Origin of the sequence: Poseidonibacter antarcticus, from assembly GCF_003667345.1 — a bacterium.
GTDB classification, from domain to species: domain Bacteria; phylum Campylobacterota; class Campylobacteria; order Campylobacterales; family Arcobacteraceae; genus Poseidonibacter; species Poseidonibacter antarcticus.
Map to the genome: position 1 here is coordinate 58,939 of NZ_RCWF01000002.1, position 19,851 is coordinate 78,789.

Genomic DNA, 19,851 nt, shown 5'->3' on the forward strand with positions numbered 1-19,851 from the left:
AAATGATTAACAAACTAATAATTGTTATGGTTTTACTAGGATTAAACCTTAACGCAAAAACTATTACTGTTGCAGTTGCAGCTAATGTATCTTACGCAATAGAAGAACTAATAAAAGAGTTTAATGTAAAAAATCCTGATACAAAAGTAAATGTAACTTTAGGAAGTAGCGGAAAACTAACTGCACAAATAACACATGGTGCACCATATGATTTATTTATGGCTGCAAATATGAAATATCCACAAAGTTTATATGATAATGCTTATGCAATAAATAAACCAGTAATTTATGCAAAAGGTTCATTAGCATTTTTTAGTAGTAAAAATTTAGATTATTCAAAAGATATAAAAACACTCTTAGAAGATGAAGGTATAAAACAAATTGCAATTGCAAATCCTAAAACAGCTCCTTATGGAAAAGCAAGTTTTGAAGCATTAAAAAATGCAAAAGTTTTTAATAATATTAAATCTAAGTTTGTATTTGCAGAATCAATATCTCAAACAATTTCTTATGCAGTTACAGCAACTGATATTGGAATGGTTGCAAAATCATCTTTGTATTCAAGTAAAATGACACAATACAAAGAAAATATAAATTGGAAAGAAGTAGATGCAAAACTATATACTCCAATAAATCAAGGTATAGTAATATTGAAAAAAGCAAAGAATGATAAAGAAGCCTTAGCTTTTTATGATTTTATTTTAGGTAAAAAAGCAAAAGCAATTTTTGAAAAGTATGGATATTTAGTAAAATGAATAAATTAGAAGCAATAGTAAGCAAAATAGATAGTTTAGATAATCTTACTATTGCTCAATTTGATTTCAAAGGAATAAACTTATCAATGATGAGTTTAGAACTTTCAGATATATATGTTGGGAAAAGTGTAATATTAAAAGTAAATGCATCTCATATTTCAATAGCAAAGAATTTTATAGGAGATATTAGCTTATCGAACAAACTAGATTGTATAATAGATAAACTAGATAAAGGTGTACTGTTATCTTCTCTTAAATTAGATGTAAAAGGTACTATAATCACAAGTATTATTACAACAAACTCTGTAAACAGAATGAACCTAGAAGAAAAAGACAAAGTAACTGCTTTTGTAAAAGCAAGTGATTTATCAATACAAAAGGTTATAACATAATGAACTATTTAACAAACCTAAATCTAGAACCTTTTATATTATCTCTTAAATTAGCACTTTCTACAACAATCATATTATTTATAATTGCACTTCCCCTAGCTTGGTATTTATCTCAAACAAAATCAAAGTCAAAACCATTTATTGAAGCTCTAACAGCACTTCCTATTGTATTGCCACCTTCTGTTTTAGGGTTTTATATACTTTATGTATTATCTTTAAATTCACCAATTGGAAGTTTTTTTAATGAATACTTTGGAATAAAATTAGTTTTTAATTTTACAGGTTTGGTCGTTGCTTCTTGTTTTTATAGCTTACCTTTTATGGTTCAACCAATGCAAAGTGGCTTTGAAGCTCTAAATAAAAATATGATTGAAGCTAGTTATATTAGTGGTAAAAGCCAATTTACAACACTATTTAATGTTGCCCTACCAAATATCAAACCTGCCCTTCTAACTGCAATTATCATAACATTTGCACATACAGTTGGAGAATTTGGAGTTGTTTTAATGGTTGGAGGAAGTATTCCAGAAGAAACAAAAGTTGCATCAGTAGCCATATATGAATATGTTGAAGTTTTAGATTATGCTAATGCTCATATTTACAGTGCTATTATGTTAGTTATGAGTTTTATGGTTTTATTTGCAGTATATATTTTTAATGCAAAACAAAAGAAAACATTTATTTAGGAGAAAAAGATGAAAAAAGAAAATTTATTAATAGTTATATCAACAGGAAATATTGACAGTATTTTAAAGTTCCCCCTACTTTATGGCGGAGTTTCAATACCAAGAGGATATTGGAAAAGAGTACATATTATGTTTTGGGGTGCTTCAATAAAATCAGTTATAAAAAGTAAAAAAATCAGAAAAAAAGTAAAAGAAATCCAAAAAGATGGCGTTGAATTTAGTGCATGCATCGTTTGTGCGCAAGAATATGGAGTAGTTAAAAAGCTAGAAAAAAGAGGAATTATTTGTAATCATACAGGTGATTTACTAAACCAAGCCCTACAAAATGATAAAAAATGGTCAACACTTACGGTTTAGTATGATTAAAATAAAAATAAACAAACAACTACACGGTTCAAATGGTTCAATGCCTTTGGATGTAAATTTAAAGATAAAAAAAGGTGATTTTATTGCTCTTTCAGGGCTAAGTGGAAGTGGAAAAACTACACTTCTTCGTATTCTTGCTGGATTAGAAGAGGCTAAGGGAACAATTAGTGTTGAGGATAAAATTTGGCTTGATGAAAAAACTTTTTTACCTGTTCAAATGCGAAAAATCGGTTTTGTTTTTCAAGATTATGCTTTATTTGACAATATGAGTGTTGAACAAAATCTTTTATATGTAAATAAAGATAAGGCTCTTGCAAAGAAGCTTTTGGATATTACAGAATTAACACAATTATCAAAAAGGTTTACAAATACACTAAGTGGTGGACAAAAGCAAAGAGTTTCTCTTTGTCGAGCTATGATGAATAATCCCAAAGTTTTACTAATGGATGAACCACTTTCAGCCTTAGACCCAAATATGAGAATAAAACTCCAAAATGAAATACTAACTTTACATAAAGAGTTTGAAACAACTACAATAATGGTAAGCCATGACCCTAGTGAAATTTATCATTTAGCTAATCGTGTTATAGTTTTAAATCAAGGGAAAGTTATAAATGATGGTAGTGCAACGCAAGTATTATTAAAAACATCTGGTTCTCAAAAGTTTTCTTTTGAAGGTGAAATTTTAGATATTATTAAAACTGATGTAATTTATATTGCTATTATTGCAATTGGTCAGCAATTAGTTGAAGTTGTATTATGCGAAGATGAAGCTAGTGATTATAAGGTAGGAGATAAAGTAAGAGTTGGAACAAAAGCCTTTGCCCCAACTCTTTGTAAAATATAGTTGATTATTTTATAAACTCAACTATATTTTCAAAAGGTTCACGAACTTGTGGTGATTGTTCGTTTAATCTATATCCAAAAGGAAGTACACAAGAAACTTGGAATTTAGATGTATCAAGTCCTAAAACTTTTTCTACATTTTCTTTTTCAAAACCTTCAATAGGACAAGAATCAATACCTTTTGAAGCAGCACCTGTCATCATATTTCCAATAGCAATATAAGTTTGTCTTGCAGTCCAAGAATAAATATTTTCATCACTATTTAAAACATCTTTTAAATGTGAACCATAAATTCCAACATAAAATTCTAATTTATCATCAGGGAAACCTTTTCTTCCTAATTTAGTTCTAACTAAACCTGATTCAACTTTAACACTATCAATTGCTGCTAAAACGATTACTAAATGTGAACAAGAAGTAATTTGAACTTGATCCCAACAAAATGGTCTTATTTTTGCTTTTAACTCTTCATTTGTTATAACTAAAAATTTCCAAGGTTCCATACCAAAAGATGAAGGTGATTTAATTCCTGCTTCTAAAATAAAATTCATATCCTCATCAGATATTTTTTTTGTATCATCAAATGCCTTACACGCATGTCTGAAATCCATTGCTTCCATAAATGTCTTGTTCATATTCTCATCCTTTTATATATTTTGTTTTATTAATTTATTTACTTCTAGACTTTCAATTTTGCCTTCAATATTCTTAACAAAATCTAAAAAATGCTCTTTTTTAGAGTGTTCTTCTAAATCTTCAATACTTGCCCATGTTTCAATAAAAGTGAAAACATTTTCATCTTCAATATTTTTATGTGCATCATATTGGATACAACCTTTATCATTTGCATGTGTAGCTTTATGTAATTTCTGAATTTCTAAATATACTTCATTTATAAACTCTTTTTTTACTTTAGCATTTGCAACAACTATAATTTGACTCATTTTTATCCTTTATATTAATTTTATTATTTAAATCTAATCTTTAAATTCAAAACCTTGATTTTTATAATTTGCAGCAATTTTTCTAAAATAAATATTTTTATAATAATTTGCAGTTTGTTCGCAATATGATTGAAGATAATTCATATTATTATCTTCTCTATATTGTTTCATTTGTTTTTCATACTTTAATACACCATCTTTTACTGCTTTATCATTATATGTATCTTCAAAAGCAAATCCTTCTATTGGAATTCTAGGTTTAAGTGGTGCTTCCTTCGCTTCTTTTGTACTAACACCAATTGTTGTACCAACTATTGGAAATGTTTTTGCTGGAAGATTTAATAGTTTAATCATAGCATCAGGTTCATTTCTAACAGCACCAATTGCAGTTGTTCCATAACCTAAACTTTCAGCTGATACTTGAATTGCATTTAACATAATCCCAGCATCAACAGCTCCAACTAAAACACCTTCTGCTGATTGGTCAATTAAATGTTTTTCTCCTACTTGTTCAACTGCAAAAATTGTTCTATTAAAATCTACTACAATAGTTATAAAAACATCTGCTGAGGCAACTTGCTCTTGTCCGCCACATAATTTTGCTATTTCTTTTATTTTTTCTTTATCTCTTGTATACACAAGTGATATTTGTTGACCATTTATAGAAGTAGGACATCTTTGTGCTGTTTTTATAATAAGCTCTAAATCTTCTACACTAACACTTTGTCCTGTAAATTGTCTAATAGATTTTCTATTTGCTAATTGTCTAATAACTTCATTCATAATTTTTCCTATTTTTGTAAAAAGTTTTTACTTAATACTTTTTCAAATCTATTTAACTCAAGTTCTAAATCTAAATCACCTTTAAAAATATCGTGAACCGAATAAGTTTCAAGAGCTTCTAATCCACAAAATTGAAAAGTTTTATGAGTTGCAATATGTGCTTCATCAATTGTTAAACCATCAAAAAAACCATCTTTATTATTAAACTCTGAACTTGGACAATTGTAAGTTAAAGATAACATATATTTTGAACCTTGTAATAAACCACCACTTCCATAAGCTTTAGAAGCATCACTTCTACTTCTTCCATCACTAGAATATTGTCTTCCTTGAATAAGTGATTCATCGAAGTATTTTTTTACAATCCACGGAACACTCATCCAAAAAACTGGAAATTGTAAAAGTATATAATCAGCCCATTCAAACTTTTCACACTCTTCTTCAATATTGTAACCTTTTTCAATATGAGTATATTTAATTTCAAAACCATTATTTTTAAAAAATTCACTTGCCTTATCTATATAAGTTTGAGTTAATTCACCTTTCGCAACTTCATCATAGTATTGATGTCCATTTATAATTAAAATTTTTTTCATCTGATATTACTTTCTTATATTGTTTCGAAAATTATATATATAATCAACTTAAATATCTCTTACTTTACTTTAGGTAAGTAAATGAATATTAATAATATTCTGTTATAATTGGAAAATAATTAAGGAGAAATATATATGGAGAATTTTGCTTTAATTGCGCTTGCAATTATTATTGGATATGTTTTACAAAAACTGGATATATTTCCTAAAGAAACCCCAAATATACTAAATAAATTTATTATTTATATTTCTTTACCTGCAATAATATTCTTGCAAGTCCCTAAGCTAAACTTTTCTTTAGATATTTTGATTCCAGCTGTAATTGCATGGATAGTTATGCTTTTATCTGCTCTACTTGTGCTTGGTATTTCAAAATTTTTAAATTGGAATAAAGAAATAACAGGAAGCTTGCTTTTAGTCGCTATTTTAACAAATAGTTCAATAATGGGTATTCCAATAATAAATGCATATATTGGAGAAGAAGCTCTTCCTTTTGTTCTTATTTATGATCAACTAGGTAGTTTTCTAGCACTTGCTATATATGGAGCTTTTATCACTGCTTTTTATTCATCAAATTCTAATTTAAGTTTTAAGCTTATTGTCCAAAAAATAGTTACCTTTCCATCATTTTTAGCACTTCTGATTGCTTTACTTTTCATAGGTCAAACATTTCCACCAGTTATTATAAATATACTTTCAACATTTGCTAATACTTTAGTACCTATAGCCTTAGTTGCGGTTGGTTTACAACTACAATTTAAATTACCTAAACATGATATTACACCTTTAAGTATTGCTCTTATAATAAAACTAGCAATAGCACCTTTAATTGCATATATTGCAATTAGCTTATTTGGATGGAATAATTTAGCAGGACAAGTATCAATATTTGAAGCAGGAATGGCACCAATGATTACAGCTGGGGCAATGGCTTCAATGGCTGGATTAGCACCAAGATTGAGTGTAGCAATTGTAGGTTATGGGATTTTAATTTCATTTTTATCAACAGGTATTATCTTCAAACTAATTATATAAGAGAATTTCTCTTAACTATTTGTTAACACAAAAACAGTAATATTAGCCACAAATTTAATATAGGAAAATTTAATGATCCAAATGACAAAAAAGTTATTCTTAGCTGCAGTTGTAACAACAAGTCTAAATGCAGCAACAGAATTATCAAAAAATGAAGTAAAACAAATAGAAAACCTTGAATTATTTAAACGAGCTCAAATTAGTATTACAAAAGCTTATGATATAGGAAATTTATATGCTTTAAAAATCAATGTTCAAGGTAATAATGATCAAGTTTTCTTAACAAAAGATAAAAAAAGTTTAATTACAGGTGAAGTAATTGATACAGAATCTGGCGCAAGTGTTAGTATACCTGCTGATTTAACAGGTGTTAGAGGTAAAGAATCATTTGTTTATGGAAGTGGAACAGATGAGTATTTCTTATTTACAGATCCTGAATGTCCATATTGTAAGAAATTTGAAGAATATTTTTCTCAAATTGAAAAAAATGTAAAAATTAGAGTTTTCTATTATCCATTAGAAATGCATAAAAATGCAAAAGATATGTCAATCTATATTATGAGTAAAAAAACTCAAAAAGAAAAAATTGATGCAATGTTAAATCTTGAATTAAGTGATGAGGGATATAAAAATAGAAAATATTCTAAAGATGAATTAGCAAAACTAGAAGCACAACTAGCTGAGCAAATGGAAATTGCTACAAAATTAAGTGTTCAGGGAACGCCTGCTGTATTTGATAAAGATGGGAAAAGTGTAGCTTGGCCTAATATGCTTAAAAAATATGGTGTAGACTTAAAATAATAACAAAAAATAAGTATATATAAATATACTTATTTTTCTATAGAAATATATATTTCTATTTCATCTTCTTTTGTGTAATGTTCAAAATCAATTGTATAAGCTCTTTTATATTCAGTATTATTTTCAAAATATTCCCAAATTTCAGTCCACGTATCAATTACAACTTGTGGTAATTCACCCTCTTTTTTGAAAACTAAATATTTTTCATCTTTTATTACAATTGCATTTTTTGCTTTTGTAACTTCAACACCAACAGTAACATCATAATCACCATTTAAATCTGATATATAATTTGAATAAACACCATACATTGAGCTATTATTTGCTTTATCATGAGTTGCACTATATACATTTTCTTCTGAATAATCATCCCAAAGAGTTTGTATTTTTGCTGTTTGCTCATTCATTTCATTTTTATTATTTGTAGTAATAGTTTTACCACTAATCATAAGATTTTTAACTCTTGTTGTTTTCACCATTATGATTTTTTTACAAATTTAGGAATGATTTTAATAGCACCAACACCTGTAATTCTACAGTCAATATTGTGATCATCTGCACTTTCAACTAATTTAATATTCTTGATTTTTGTACCAACTTTAATAACAGAAGAACTACCTTTGATTTTTAAATCTTTTACTATAGTAACATCATCTCCACTTCTTAATGTTGCACCATTTGCATCTTTTACTGTAAATTCTGCATCTTCTTCTTGTGCATTTGCATCAACAGTCCATTCGTAAGCACATTCAGGGCAAACTAATAATGAACCATCTTCATAAGTATATTCGCTGTTACATTTTGGGCAATTTGGTAATTGTTCCATTTTTATCCTTTTTTTTAATGTCCGTGATTATATCTAAAATCTTGTTATTGTTTGATAATATTTATTTATCTCTTTTTTAAAAGTATAAATGTCGCTATTGATGAGATTAAAATACCAATAATAATTTCAAAACTAATTATCTTTGCTTCAAATATAAAGAGCAATATAGCAACTGTTGCAGGATTTAAATATGAATAAGCCATTACTTTGCTCGGTCCTAAAACTATAGTTGTTCTTTGAAATAAATATACAGTAATAAGCGTAGCAGGAATACTTAGATATAACATATAAATAAACAATTCACCTTGTATCTTTTCCCATTCCAAAGGAATATCTAAAAACAATAAAACAAGACCCATCCAAATAATTCCACCTACTAAAGTAAGAAAAACTACAACAAGAAGTTCATCATCTTCTTTATAGAAAAGTTTGGTACTAATTAAATATAAAGCCATTGATATTATTGAGAATAAAAAGATAATATCACCTTTGTTTAAACTCATACTTAAAAATAAGCTCAAATCACCTTTGAAAACAACAATACAAGTCCCAACTATTCCAATCAAATATATTAAATATTGTTTCTTTGAGATATATTGCTTAAAAATAAATATTGAAAGTATTCCTGTTAATAACGGTGTTAAAGTAAATATAGTTCCTATATTAATTGCACTTGTGTATTCAAGAGCATTAAACATTCCAATAAAAAATACTGAATAAAAAAAGCTAATTATCATTGCTCTTTTAAATGTATTTTTTAGTTTAACTCTATACTTTTGTTTTAAAAATATCAAAGGAGCTAGACAAACAGATGCAATAACAAATCTATAAAGAGTAATTGAAATTGGATCGATAATTCCAGATAACTTTTCAGATATGATAAACGAACCTCCAACTAAAAAAGTTGCAAGTAATACATATAAATGTGCTTTAAATTCTTTTGTCATTTAGTTTAATAAACTTTTAATACAATCAACTTCATTTTCTTCTAATACAAACTCATCAATTTGTAAATCTTCTTTCATATGTTCTTTTGATCTTGTGCCATTAAGTGGTGTTATACCAATCTGATTTAAAAATTTATAAAAGATTTGCTCTTTTGTTTTTTCATATTTTTTAACTAAATCACTAATTTCTTTTGATGCTAAAATATGTGGATTTGCAGTTAATGACCAAAAACTTTGATATGTAATATCTTTTTGTTTACAAAATTCTCTTAACTCTTTGTCATACTTTGAATCAGCATAAAATCTATTTTGTAAAACTTTTGGTTTAATTTTTGCAATATCGTATAAATATATAAAAAGCTTTAAATCATAACAATTAGAAATACCTAACTGCCCTACTTCACCATTTTGTACAAACTCTTCCATAGTTCTATAAACCTTTACCATATCTTCAATTGGATTAAAAGGTGAGTGAATCAAATATGAATCTATAAAATCAAGTTTTAGGTTTTCTTTTGATTTTAAAAAAGATTTCTCAAGTTGGATAATAATATCATCATGTGTAAAATAAGGCATATTATTTACATCTTGTCCCGATATTGGTGTAAATTTTGTTTGTACAGAAATATCCTCTCTTTTAATACCTTTTTTAAAAGCATTTTCTAATCCAAGCCCTACTAAATCCTCATGATAATGTCTTGGTTGACAAGCGGTATCAATAGCTTTAAACCCTGATAAAAGAGCATCTTCTACAAGTTTTGTAGTATTTTCTTTTTTCCATGCTGTTCCATATATCATATTTGGCATTGTTTTTCCTTTTTTAAATATTAGCGAATTATTTTATAATTCATCTAAATTTGGTAATCTAAAATTATTAATAGTTTTAAATTCGATTTCAAGCCATAGATTTACTAGAACTAAATCCAAAGTTTTAACAGAGGTATTGCCAAGTTTTCCTTGCTCAATTTTTCCTAAAGTAACTCGACTTATTCTACAAAAGGAGTCTCCACTTATTTTTTATGTATCTTTTATAGATAATAAGTATAAAGTAGTTTTATCATTATTAAAAATTATGATAATAAAGGTTTATTTAATAATATTTTCTATAAAGTCAAATCCTTAATTACATGGAGAATTTAAATGATAAAAGAATTTGGAATTTTTTTTTCGCAGCTTTTTTTGAAATATTAGGATGTTACAGTTTCTGGCTTTATTTCAAACTACAAAAACCTTCTTTTTGGTTAGTTATAGGTTTTGTTTCACTTATCATTTTCGCATATACTCTTACTAAAGTAAACCTAGAGTTTGCAGGAAGAGCTTATGCAATTTATGGAGGAGTTTATATAGTTTCATCTCTTGCATGGCTATTTTTTATAGAAAAACAAATGTTTAATAAATGGGATATTATAGGCTCTTTTATTATCTTTACAGGTATTTGTGTAATACTATTTGGTAATCAAAGAGGATTAAGTAGTTGATTTACTTCACTTTTTTACAGTTCATCTAAACTTGGTAAACCAAAATTATTAATAGTTTTAAACTCAATTTCAAGTCCTAACATAGCTAATACTAAATCTAAAGTTTTAACAGAAGTATTACCAAGTTTTCCTTGTTCGATTTTTCCTAAAGTTACTCTACTAATACCACAGTTTGAAGCTAGTTCTTCTTGTGTTAGTTTTTTAGCTTCCCTTAATGTTTTGATTTGTTTTCCAATTTCGTATAGTTGCAAGAGCTAACTCCTAGATTTTTTTATTTAATGATAAAAGTACTTATCATTTGTAGGTATATTATGGCAAATGTAAAGTAACTTTATCATTTTGTTAAACTTTTTATTTGAGTATATAGGTCTTTTGTCATTTTTGATAAGGGATGTTTATTAAAATCTTTTTCATTGGGATAATTTCTAAATATCTTTTTATAATCATTTTCTGTTAAAATATCAAATGTATCTAGAAAAGTCCTATTGCTTTTAGGATATTTTAATACATCATCAAAAATATCATTTATATATTCTTTATGAACTTCATTGTATAAAGATTCCAAATGTAAAATATCTGAATTTTTACAAGTTTTATCTTTTGATATTATTTTTAATTTTTTTGATTTTTCAGCTGTTAATATAAAATCAAATTTAAAATCATCCTCTTTAATTTCATAAGGACTTAAACAATTTTCTTTAAAAGTATCTACATCGCTTTTTATTTTATTACAGAATGCACAAGATGGCAAAAGATTTGAAATACTAAGAGATAAAAAAGGATATATAGATTTTGGAAAAAAATGTTCTATATCAGGTGATTGATTTTTATTATCTCCACCTACACTATTTTCTTTATAAATTGGATTTATAAAATTTCTATTGCAATATGGACAAACATTCATATTTTCAAATAAGGTGAAAAATGGTTTTTTAAAAGATGAACTTACTTGACTTAAATTTTTTTGATATAAATTTTCGAATTTTTTTTGATATTTCTTAAAATCAGATGATTTTAACTTTTTATCTTCTTTCCAAATTAATAAAGAGTTTGAATCAATTTTAACTTTTAAATAATTTTTTATTGTATTTATATCAGCAATTAATAAAAGATATAAGTCCTTTTTCAGAACTCTTAACTCATTTTTAAAACTACTTGTTAATTTACTTCTTAATAAATTATTGATTTCTTTATCTATCAGTTTTTTAAATTTTAATACAGAAATGTTATCACTAAAATTTTCATTTTCATAAAATGATAAATCATCATAATTCTTAGTTGTTTTTTCGATTTCTTCAATTTTTTTAATTATTTTTTGCTTTAAAATTAAAACATCTTTTTTATCAGAGTTTGAAAAAACTCTTTTTTCAGCACTATTATCAACTTTTATCATTTTGATTTCCAAATAATTGTTCTAAAATCTTATTTTGTTTATCCTTACTATACTTATTTAATTCTTCTTTTATCTCTTCAAAGCTTTTATTTTTTAAAGTTTTTACAATAATTGATATATCAATATCATCTTCAAATAATGATTTGATTTCATCTTCTAATTTATTTTTTAAGAGTGGTTCACCTATATTTGATATGATTTTTTTGGCTTTAAGTATTTCTTCTGATGAGATATTTTTCTTTTCGATTTTGTACTGTTTTATTAATCCTATAACTTCTTTTATTTTTGTTTGTGCAAATTCACCCATAAAATCATCTACAAAGAAACTATCATTATAAATATCATAGATATTTGCACCAAAAGTACTTTTGATTTTTAGTTTATTTTTATCATCAAATTCTTGTTTATCTTTTGAAAATTTATCATTTTCTTCTTTTTCTAGAAAAACAACTCTATCGCTAGTTATATCTGATAAAATCATAGGTGAATGTGTCGCATATAGAATATAAAACTTATTATTTGTATATTTATTTAGGAATTGTATTAATTCAAAAACAAACTTTCTTTGCCATTCAAGATGGAGTTTTAAATCTGCTTCATCTAAAAGAATTAAAATATTTTCATTTGAATTCTTTTCCTTAATCTTTCCAATTGCATTGTTTATTCTTGCATTTATTATATCTTTTGCTTTTTGTCCTGAAGAAATTGGAGGGTCATAAGTAAAAGCAAATGGATTTACAGAATTTTCTATAAATTTATAATATTTATCCATATTTGGATTTTCTTTGTTTTCTAATGGTGATTCATTTTCACTTATATATCTATTATAAATTACTTTCAAACTAAACTCTAAATCTATACCTTTAGGTCTATTATTCTTAATAAAAAGTGTCTTATATAATTCTTTTTTTTCTTTACTATCAATATTCTTTAACTTTAAAAACTTTGTTAAATAACAATATATTGTTCTATAACGAGTAAGTATTTTATCTCTATCTTTTAGATTATCATTTTTCTTAAATTTTTCCATTCTTTTTATCACTAAAAGTTTAAATATCTTATCATCTAAATTTTCTAAATCATTAGCTAGAAGATTATAAAATAATGAATAATTAGTTTCAATAATATTTTTAATTTCTCTTATTGTTTTTTCTTTATAATCTGTATGTTTTTTCCCTTCAGAAGATAAACTAAGATGAGTCACTTTTTTATCTAAAAGTAATAAATCTTTAATCTTATTCTTTTTGATAAAATCTTTAATAATAAAATCACTTACCTTCATTTCATTTTTTAAATAAATAAGTTGATATAAATCAAAAAACATTCTTTTATCATCTACAGACTCATTCATTGATTTTAATATTTCTATACATTTATTAAATAATTTTTTTACATAAAAATATTCACTTATTCTAAGATTTTCTAATTCTCTTACATTAATAGTTTCTTGATATAAATCATTAGGAAAAAGACTCCTTAATTTTTTCAAAATATTTTCTAAATCTGGAGTTTTAATATCAAAATTTATCTCATTTAAGTTTTTAAAGAAAGTACTATTAAATATACTTTCTTTTTTATCATCTATTAATTTATCTAAAGACTTTAATGCTTCATCTTTATTTATCTTATTTTTCTTAAAAAATATATCAATATCATTTTCATATTCATTTAAATATGTATTAACTAAAGAAGAATCATTTTTAATATCATTTATAAAAACATCATTTTCTTTAAAAAAGTATTTTCTTATATCTTCAATGATAAATTCAGGAATTTCATTAAAAAAAATTTCAAAATCATCATACTTTTTATCTCTTTTACATATTTCAATTACTTTTTCAAATAAATTAATATAAGAGTTTTTTAGCATTTCTTTTGCATCTTCAAAAAATGTTTCAGATAAATCAGTTTTAATTGAGTAGCCAAACTCTTTCATCTTGTATAAATCATATATTTCTAATTGATTGATTTTATCATCTAAATTATTATCATTTATTTCATTAAGCAATTTGATTTCAGATATGTCATAATCGTCATTCAAATTAGTATTAGTCTTTTCTAATAAAGAACTATAATATATTGATTTGAACTCTCTTTTCTTATCAATCTTTTTATCATCTATTTTGACTATTAAACTATCATCTTTTTTAAATGGAATATTATTTTTTATTTCAAACAAATTACTTTCTATCATATAAAAAGTATTATTAACTTCATATACACAAATAGAATAATCATTTTCTTTATCGCGAATTGAATTTAAAAGTACACTTTTACCTGTTCCATTTTCACCAATTAATAAACCAATATCAATTGTACTAGAATAAAAATCTTCTAAAAATTCATCATTCTTTATTTTTTTAAAATAAAATTCATTTTCTTTAGATTTCTGTTCATCAAAAGAAAATTTATATTTTTTTGATAAATGAATTATTGAACCCTTTTCAAAAGTTCCAAAATCTTTATAAAAATAGATAAAAAGTAATCTCATTTATCTAAAACTTCTCAATCAAATCCATATAAACTTCACATAATCCTTCTACTTCTTTTACTGTAGTTCTCTCCCCTATACTATGAATTGTGTCGTTTATTACTCCAAATTCAATAGCTTCGATTCCAAATGCTCCGAAATATCTGGCGTCAGATGTTCCACCAGCTGTACTGTGTTTTGTTGTAACTCCTAGAACATCTTTTATTGATGTTTCCATTGCTTTTACTACTTTTGATTCTTTATTTGTTACAAAAGGGAAAGAGCCTTGTGTAGTTCGTAATGAATAATCTAAATGACCAAATACTTTTTTTATATATGCTTCGACATCTTCTTTTTTTGTATTTGTTGAGTTTCTTACATTAAACATTAAATCCAATTTATTTGGTGTTACATTTGTAACTTGCATTCCAGATCTCATATCTGTTAATACCATTTTTGATGGTGCGAAATATTCATCACCGTTATCTAGGTCGTGAGCTGCTATTTTGTTTAAAATTGGTGCTATTTGGTGTATTGGGTTTATTCCTTTTTCTGGATATGCAGCGTGTCCTTGTCTTCCTTGAATATGTAAATATCCATTGATACTTCCACGACGTCCAACTTTTATTGCATCTCCAAATACTTCTTCACAAGTTGGTTCTGCTACAACTGCAAAATTTGGAATAAAATCTATTTCTTTTAAATGTTCTAAGGCTTTAATAGTTCCATAAGTTCCCTCACCTTCTTCATCTGATGTCATCAAAATTGATAAAGTTCCATCAAAATCTTTTGCATGTTTACAAGCATACAAATAAGCAGCTACTCCACTTTTCATATCTTGCGCACCTCGTGCAGTTATTACTCCATCAATAATATCAGCAGCAAATGGATCAACATCCCAACCCTCACCTGGAGGTACTACATCTATATGACCTGCAAAACATAAGTGCTGTGGCTTGTCGTTGAATTTTTTATAATATACTCTATTTTTTGTATCTTTTACATCAACATTTATACAAGTCCATCGAGAACCTAAATACTCTTGTATAAAATCAAAAGCCCCATCATCATTGGGAGTTACTGAGTTAAATCTTAATAATTTTTGAAAAAGTTCTATTACTGTCATTTGTTTCCTTTTTAATGCGTGAATTGTATCAAAATTGATATTATATTTGTTATAATCTAATATACTATACGAAATATAAAATAAATAATAGAGGATAAATAATGGGAAAAATTGAAAAATATTTTTATTGGCTTTGCTTTTTTCTAGCTGTTTATATAGTTATAGGCTTTAAATTAATTCCTATAGTTATAAAAGATCAGTTAATAAAAAACCTAGATGAAAATTTAGTATTAAAAACTACCGTGCAAAGAGTTGAATTCAATCCATTTATAGCACAGGCGAAAGTTCATAACTTAGCTTTAGTTGATAAAGAAAATAAAGAAATAATAAGCTTTTCAGAACTTACATTAAATATTGCATTATTACGTTCAATGTTTGAAGCACATATAAGCTTAGATGAAATTTTACTAAAAGATCCCGTTGTTGATGTTGTTGAAGATCTTGATGGAAATATAAATTTATCAAAGATAGTAAAAGAAACGGAAGTTAAAGAAGAACTAAAAGAAGATGAAAGTTCATTAGATATAAAATTTTTAATATCTAAAATAAAACTTGAAAATCTAAATGTAAACTACACAAAGATTACAAAAGACAAGCCTTATCATCTTTCTATAGAAAATTCTAACTATACTTTATACGATGTAGGAACATATAAAAATATTCTAGCTTCAAATGATTTGGAATTGAATATAAATAAACATACAAAGCTGATTGTTACGGGTGCTTTTAATGTATCACCTTTTAAAATGTACGGTAAAGCTCAAATTATTGATTTACGATTAAAAGAGATTTTAGATCAACAAAAAGAGATAATTGATTTTGATATAAATGAAGAAGCTAGTTTAGATTTAGCAATAAACTATAATATTGATATACAAAAAGATTTTAATCTAAAATTTAATACAAGTAAATTAGAACTTAACAATATTAATATGAGTAAAAATAAAGAAGATATTATTAAACTTAATAAGTTATTAGTATCAAGATTAGATTTTGATTTATTAACTCAAGATGTAAAACTTAATGATATTCAAATCAAAGATTTATATACAAAACTAATCATAGATAAAAGTGGTGTAAATTTAGCAAATTTATTTAAATCTTCTACTAGTGAAAAAAAACCTACAACAAAAGATGAAACTATTTCAACACCTTCAAAACCTTGGAATATATTATTAACAAATTTAAAACAAACAAATTCAGATTTTGTTTTTACAGATAAAACAAGTAATATAGCAGTTGATACTAAAAAATTTAGTACAAATGTTTCAAGTATAAATGTTGCTGGTTCAGATATTACGGTTAGTAATTTTAAAATATCAAATCCAAATATTGAATATCTTGATAACAATAACTCAATGCTTATAAACTCAGATAATAGTAAAATTTCATTTGATAAGTTAGCAATTGCAAATGATGATATTAATATCTCAAATATCAATATTGAGAAAAATAATTTCTCTTTTAAAGATAAAAAATCTGCCCTTGATATTAATCTTAATAAACCAAACATCAATATTAATAGTCTTAAAATCAAAGGTTCAGATATTTATATCAATAAAATAAATGTAAATACTCCAAAAATTTCATTTGAAGATTCAAAAAATAAAATGAATATTCAAACGACAAATACTAACTTGATTACAAATGATTTAAATATTATAAAATCATTTGTTTCAATCACTAGTATCAAACTTGATACACCAAGTCTTAAATTTAATGATAAAGCTAATAGCTTAGAACTTGACATGAATAAAATAAATGGTAATATCAACTCTTTTTTACTTAATAAAGATGATATTTCAATAAAAACTGTAAATATTAAACAAGGTGTCTTAAAACTTAGAGATAATAAAAATAAATTAAACATTGACTCAGAACAAACAGAAGTAAATATAAATAAAATAAAACAGAACAAAGATTTATTAAGTCTTGAATCACTTAGAATTTATAATCCAAATATTTCGCTTATCAATAAAAAAGACAAAACAAATATTATTGCTAAAAATATAGATATTAGTGTTACAAATATTTCAAATAGTAAAAATGGTTTAAAAGTTTCAAAAGCAAATATATCAAAACCAAATATATCTGTAATTTTAGAAAAAAATACTTCAAAAGCGGAAATAAAAGAAGTTGTAGAGAAGAAAAAAGATGAAAAAAGTGCAAAGTTAAATATTGGTCCTATAAATATTAATGATGCGACATTATCATTTGAAGATAAGAACTTACCTCTTCCTTTTAAAACAATAATAAGTAAATTAAATGGAAAAGTTTCCAAACTTGATACAACTATAGATTCTACATCAAGATTAAAAGTAAATGGTATTGTTGATAAATATGGTACAACACAAATTACAGGTATTTTAGATCCAAAAAATATAAAAATTTTAACTGATATAAATATGATATTCAAAAATATATCTATGCAAAACTTTACACCATATACTGGTAAATTTATCGGTAAAGAATTAAAAAGTGGTAAACTAGACTTAGACTTAAAATATAATATCAAAAAATCAAATCTTGATGCAAAGAATAATATTGTAATAACAAAATTAGAACTTGGTAAGAAAGTAGAAAGTAAAGATGCTGTTTCTCTTCCTTTAGAATTAGCTATAACTTTATTAGAAGATTCAAATGGTATTATTGATTTAAATATACCTGTTTCTGGTAATATGGATGATCCAAAGTTTGCTATTGGCCCTATTGTTTGGAAAGCCTTTGTTAATTTAATTACAAAAGCTATAACAGCTCCATTTTCTTTACTTGGATCAATATTCGGTTTTGATGCAGATGAAATAAATAGTGTTAATTTTAATTATGGAGAAAAAGATATAACTCCAATTCAAAAAGAGACGCTTGATAAAATCTCCATAATATTACAAAAACGTCCAAATCTTGTTTTAGCGTTTAACCCTTCATATAATAAAGACAAAGATTTACTTGCTTTAAAAACGATGAAATTTAATAAATTTATTTATAATGAACTAGGTAATAGACAAAAAAAAGATTATAAAGAAAATTATCTTGCTTTATTAGAAGAAGTATATGAAGATTTTGATCAGAAACTTAAACCTTTACAAGAAAAATATTTAAATGATGAAAAAGCATATAAAAATACACTAGAATCATTTATTATTTCAAAACAAAAAGTAAATGAAGAAGACCTTCCAAATCTTGCTTTAAGCAGAATAAACAATATTAAGAATTATTTGTTAGAAACAAAGAAAATACCAGCTAAACAAATAAAGGTTTCTAAAAAAATTAATATTAAAACTTCAAACATAAATTTAACATTATCTAAATAATATAACAAAGATTTTTTTCTTTGTTATATTAATAAAAACAAAACTTTAAATTATAATTTCAACTTATATAAATTATTATTGACATATAAAATTTTATTTGCTATCATTCTATAAATTAGTATTTACTATAATACTTTAATAAGGTTAGCTTATGAATAAAATTCTACCAATTGTTATACTATCGGTTATAACTTTCATAATATTTGCAGTATTTGAAGAAGTTAATAAATTTGACCCAAATGAAAAAAGATTAGAGTGTCAAGAAAAAACAAAAACATTTGAAAAGATAAATTTCGAAGATCCAATATGGAAGGCTAATAATCTAATTGAAACAAATAATTTCACAATTAAATCAAATATAGAATATTCAAAATATATGGATAGTTATTTAGTTAATGTATTAGATATTAAACAAGCAGATAAGATATTAAATGATGTATTAAAAAAATACATTGTTTCAAATAAACCAAGTGATAAAAACCTGTTAATTGATTACTATATATATGAGAATGATAAAGAAGACCCAAGTAAAAAAGGTAAAAAGTCGAAACTTTTTGCTGGTTATCTTGTATTTGCTTTTAAAGTTGATGGAAAATTAGTTTACAAAATTCAATCTGATTATATGGATATAGACGGGAAAGATATAAAAGAAAGAATGGATTGTATAATTAAATCTTTCTTATCAATTAAATAAATGAATAAATTACAGAAAAAGATTTTTAAAGATAAGTACCATATTTCTGAAGTTGAATTTAAAAAAGAAGAGTTGATATTTAAAAGTGTAGATGAAATTATAAATGAACTAAAATTAAAAATTGATGCTCATCCCATTATTGCATTTATTGCGATATTTGATCATTATACACATACTTTATCTTTAAAAATGGGCAAAATAGATCCTAAAATTAAAAATGCTAAAAATATAATATTTTGTTTTGGAAAAGAGATTCCAAGTCCTGAAGTTTTAGCAGTTCGACCTAGAAGTATTGGAGTATGCGAATTAGAAGATTCTTATATTATAAACTATCTTCAAGCACCTAATAAAAATGTAAACAATACTATTGAAGATTTTATAAAATCTTTGAATAAATAAAAA

23 protein-coding genes are annotated in these 19,851 nt (G+C 25.1%); 11 read left to right on the forward strand and 12 right to left on the reverse strand.

Annotation, left to right across the window (positions count from 1 at the left end):
- Nucleotides 1–5: 5 nt before the first annotated feature.
- The 5 genes from modA to D9T19_RS02980 are packed head-to-tail and all read left to right on the forward strand — an operon-like array spanning nucleotide 6 to nucleotide 3,046.
- Nucleotides 6–755 (forward strand): molybdate ABC transporter substrate-binding protein, encoded by a 750-nt coding sequence (gene modA, locus D9T19_RS02960; RefSeq protein WP_205588684.1) that lies wholly within the window; start codon nucleotides 6–8, stop codon nucleotides 753–755.
- Nucleotides 752–1,147 carry a TOBE domain-containing protein gene (locus tag D9T19_RS02965; protein ID WP_121626728.1) on the forward strand — a complete coding sequence of 132 codons (396 nt, stop codon included), beginning with the start codon at nucleotides 752–754 and terminating at the stop codon, nucleotides 1,145–1,147. Before modA ends, D9T19_RS02965 begins: the two co-directional genes overlap by 4 nt.
- Nucleotides 1,147–1,833, forward strand: a complete 687-nt coding sequence (gene modB / locus D9T19_RS02970) for a molybdate ABC transporter permease subunit (RefSeq protein WP_205588671.1) — start codon at nucleotides 1,147–1,149, stop codon at nucleotides 1,831–1,833. The genes D9T19_RS02965 and modB overlap by 1 nt, the downstream gene beginning before the upstream one ends.
- A 9-nt stretch (nucleotides 1,834–1,842) precedes the next feature.
- The gene (locus D9T19_RS02975; protein WP_121626730.1) at nucleotides 1,843–2,190 is read left to right on the forward strand and encodes a DsrE family protein; all 348 of its coding nucleotides are present in this window, start codon (nucleotides 1,843–1,845) and stop codon (nucleotides 2,188–2,190) included.
- Nucleotide 2,191: 1 nt separating this feature from the next.
- On the forward strand, nucleotides 2,192–3,046 hold the full coding sequence (locus D9T19_RS02980) for an ABC transporter ATP-binding protein (protein ID WP_121626731.1): 855 nt from the start codon (nucleotides 2,192–2,194) through the stop codon (nucleotides 3,044–3,046).
- A gap of 4 nt (nucleotides 3,047–3,050) precedes the next feature.
- Here the strand turns inward: D9T19_RS02980 and D9T19_RS02985 are convergent, their stop codons facing one another.
- From D9T19_RS02985 to D9T19_RS03000, 4 genes are read right to left on the reverse strand one after another with little or no spacing between them, the layout of a single operon-like run.
- Nucleotides 3,051–3,680: an NAD(P)H-dependent oxidoreductase gene (locus D9T19_RS02985; protein WP_121626732.1), complete on the reverse strand. Its 630-nt coding sequence runs from the start codon at nucleotides 3,678–3,680 to the stop codon at nucleotides 3,051–3,053.
- A gap of 12 nt (nucleotides 3,681–3,692) precedes the next feature.
- Nucleotides 3,693–3,989, reverse strand: coding sequence for a putative quinol monooxygenase (locus tag D9T19_RS02990; protein ID WP_121626733.1), 297 nt, complete (start codon nucleotides 3,987–3,989; stop codon nucleotides 3,693–3,695).
- A 33-nt stretch (nucleotides 3,990–4,022) separates the two neighbouring features.
- Nucleotides 4,023–4,772 (reverse strand): nitroreductase family protein, encoded by a 750-nt coding sequence (locus D9T19_RS02995; RefSeq protein WP_121626734.1) that lies wholly within the window; start codon nucleotides 4,770–4,772, stop codon nucleotides 4,023–4,025.
- Nucleotides 4,773–4,780: 8 nt separating this feature from the next.
- Nucleotides 4,781–5,368 carry an NAD(P)H-dependent oxidoreductase gene (locus D9T19_RS03000; protein WP_121626735.1) on the reverse strand — a complete coding sequence of 196 codons (588 nt, stop codon included), beginning with the start codon at nucleotides 5,366–5,368 and terminating at the stop codon, nucleotides 4,781–4,783.
- 135 nt (nucleotides 5,369–5,503) lie between these two features.
- On the opposite strand from D9T19_RS03000, the gene D9T19_RS03005 reads away from it, so the two are divergent.
- Complete coding sequence (locus D9T19_RS03005; protein ID WP_121626736.1) at nucleotides 5,504–6,403, forward strand: AEC family transporter; 900 nt, start codon at nucleotides 5,504–5,506, stop codon at nucleotides 6,401–6,403.
- A gap of 72 nt (nucleotides 6,404–6,475) precedes the next feature.
- Nucleotides 6,476–7,204: a thioredoxin fold domain-containing protein gene (locus tag D9T19_RS03010; RefSeq protein ID WP_121626737.1), complete on the forward strand. Its 729-nt coding sequence runs from the start codon at nucleotides 6,476–6,478 to the stop codon at nucleotides 7,202–7,204.
- Between the two features lie 29 nt (nucleotides 7,205–7,233).
- On the opposite strand, the gene D9T19_RS03015 is transcribed toward D9T19_RS03010, so the two are convergent.
- From D9T19_RS03015 to D9T19_RS03030, 4 genes are all read right to left on the reverse strand, one after another.
- Nucleotides 7,234–7,683 (reverse strand): GyrI-like domain-containing protein, encoded by a 450-nt coding sequence (locus tag D9T19_RS03015; RefSeq protein WP_121626738.1) that lies wholly within the window; start codon nucleotides 7,681–7,683, stop codon nucleotides 7,234–7,236.
- The gene (locus D9T19_RS03020; RefSeq protein WP_121626739.1) at nucleotides 7,683–8,030 is read right to left on the reverse strand and encodes a zinc ribbon domain-containing protein YjdM; all 348 of its coding nucleotides are present in this window, start codon (nucleotides 8,028–8,030) and stop codon (nucleotides 7,683–7,685) included. The genes D9T19_RS03015 and D9T19_RS03020 overlap by 1 nt, the downstream gene beginning before the upstream one ends.
- Nucleotides 8,031–8,095: 65 nt before the next feature.
- A complete protein-coding gene (locus tag D9T19_RS03025; protein ID WP_121626740.1) occupies nucleotides 8,096–8,977 on the reverse strand; it encodes a DMT family transporter in 882 nt (293 codons plus the stop codon).
- Nucleotides 8,978–9,784 carry an aldo/keto reductase family protein gene (locus D9T19_RS03030; protein WP_121626741.1) on the reverse strand — a complete coding sequence of 269 codons (807 nt, stop codon included), beginning with the start codon at nucleotides 9,782–9,784 and terminating at the stop codon, nucleotides 8,978–8,980. It lies immediately after the preceding gene.
- A gap of 320 nt (nucleotides 9,785–10,104) precedes the next feature.
- Here D9T19_RS03030 and D9T19_RS03035 point away from each other — a divergent pair, with 320 nt between their 5' ends.
- On the forward strand, nucleotides 10,105–10,455 hold the full coding sequence (locus D9T19_RS03035) for a YnfA family protein (RefSeq protein WP_121626742.1): 351 nt from the start codon (nucleotides 10,105–10,107) through the stop codon (nucleotides 10,453–10,455).
- 14 nt (nucleotides 10,456–10,469) lie between these two features.
- Here D9T19_RS03035 and D9T19_RS03040 read toward each other — a convergent pair whose 3' ends face one another.
- The 4 genes from D9T19_RS03040 to dapE form a co-directional block, all read right to left on the reverse strand.
- On the reverse strand, nucleotides 10,470–10,706 hold the full coding sequence (locus D9T19_RS03040) for a helix-turn-helix domain-containing protein (protein WP_121626743.1): 237 nt from the start codon (nucleotides 10,704–10,706) through the stop codon (nucleotides 10,470–10,472).
- An 83-nt stretch (nucleotides 10,707–10,789) separates the two neighbouring features.
- The gene (locus D9T19_RS03045; RefSeq protein ID WP_162984530.1) at nucleotides 10,790–11,848 is read right to left on the reverse strand and encodes a hypothetical protein; all 1,059 of its coding nucleotides are present in this window, start codon (nucleotides 11,846–11,848) and stop codon (nucleotides 10,790–10,792) included.
- Nucleotides 11,835–14,339 carry an OLD family protein gene (locus tag D9T19_RS03050; protein WP_121626745.1) on the reverse strand — a complete coding sequence of 835 codons (2,505 nt, stop codon included), beginning with the start codon at nucleotides 14,337–14,339 and terminating at the stop codon, nucleotides 11,835–11,837. The genes D9T19_RS03045 and D9T19_RS03050 overlap by 14 nt, the downstream gene beginning before the upstream one ends.
- A gap of 4 nt (nucleotides 14,340–14,343) precedes the next feature.
- Entirely contained in the window at nucleotides 14,344–15,444 is a 1,101-nt protein-coding gene (dapE, locus tag D9T19_RS03055) for a succinyl-diaminopimelate desuccinylase (RefSeq protein ID WP_121626746.1), read from the reverse strand.
- A gap of 101 nt (nucleotides 15,445–15,545) precedes the next feature.
- Between dapE and D9T19_RS03060 the strand changes: the two genes are divergently transcribed.
- The 3 genes from D9T19_RS03060 to D9T19_RS03070 all read left to right on the forward strand — a co-directional run bounded on the left by D9T19_RS03060 (nucleotide 15,546) and on the right by D9T19_RS03070 (nucleotide 19,848).
- Nucleotides 15,546–18,755 (forward strand): DUF748 domain-containing protein, encoded by a 3,210-nt coding sequence (locus D9T19_RS03060; RefSeq protein WP_121626747.1) that lies wholly within the window; start codon nucleotides 15,546–15,548, stop codon nucleotides 18,753–18,755.
- A 151-nt stretch (nucleotides 18,756–18,906) separates the two neighbouring features.
- The gene (locus D9T19_RS03065; RefSeq protein WP_205588672.1) at nucleotides 18,907–19,449 is read left to right on the forward strand and encodes a hypothetical protein; all 543 of its coding nucleotides are present in this window, start codon (nucleotides 18,907–18,909) and stop codon (nucleotides 19,447–19,449) included.
- Nucleotides 19,450–19,848: a DUF6858 family protein gene (locus D9T19_RS03070; protein ID WP_121626748.1), complete on the forward strand. Its 399-nt coding sequence runs from the start codon at nucleotides 19,450–19,452 to the stop codon at nucleotides 19,846–19,848. It abuts the gene before it with no gap.
- The last annotated feature ends 3 nt before the right edge of the window (nucleotides 19,849–19,851 follow it).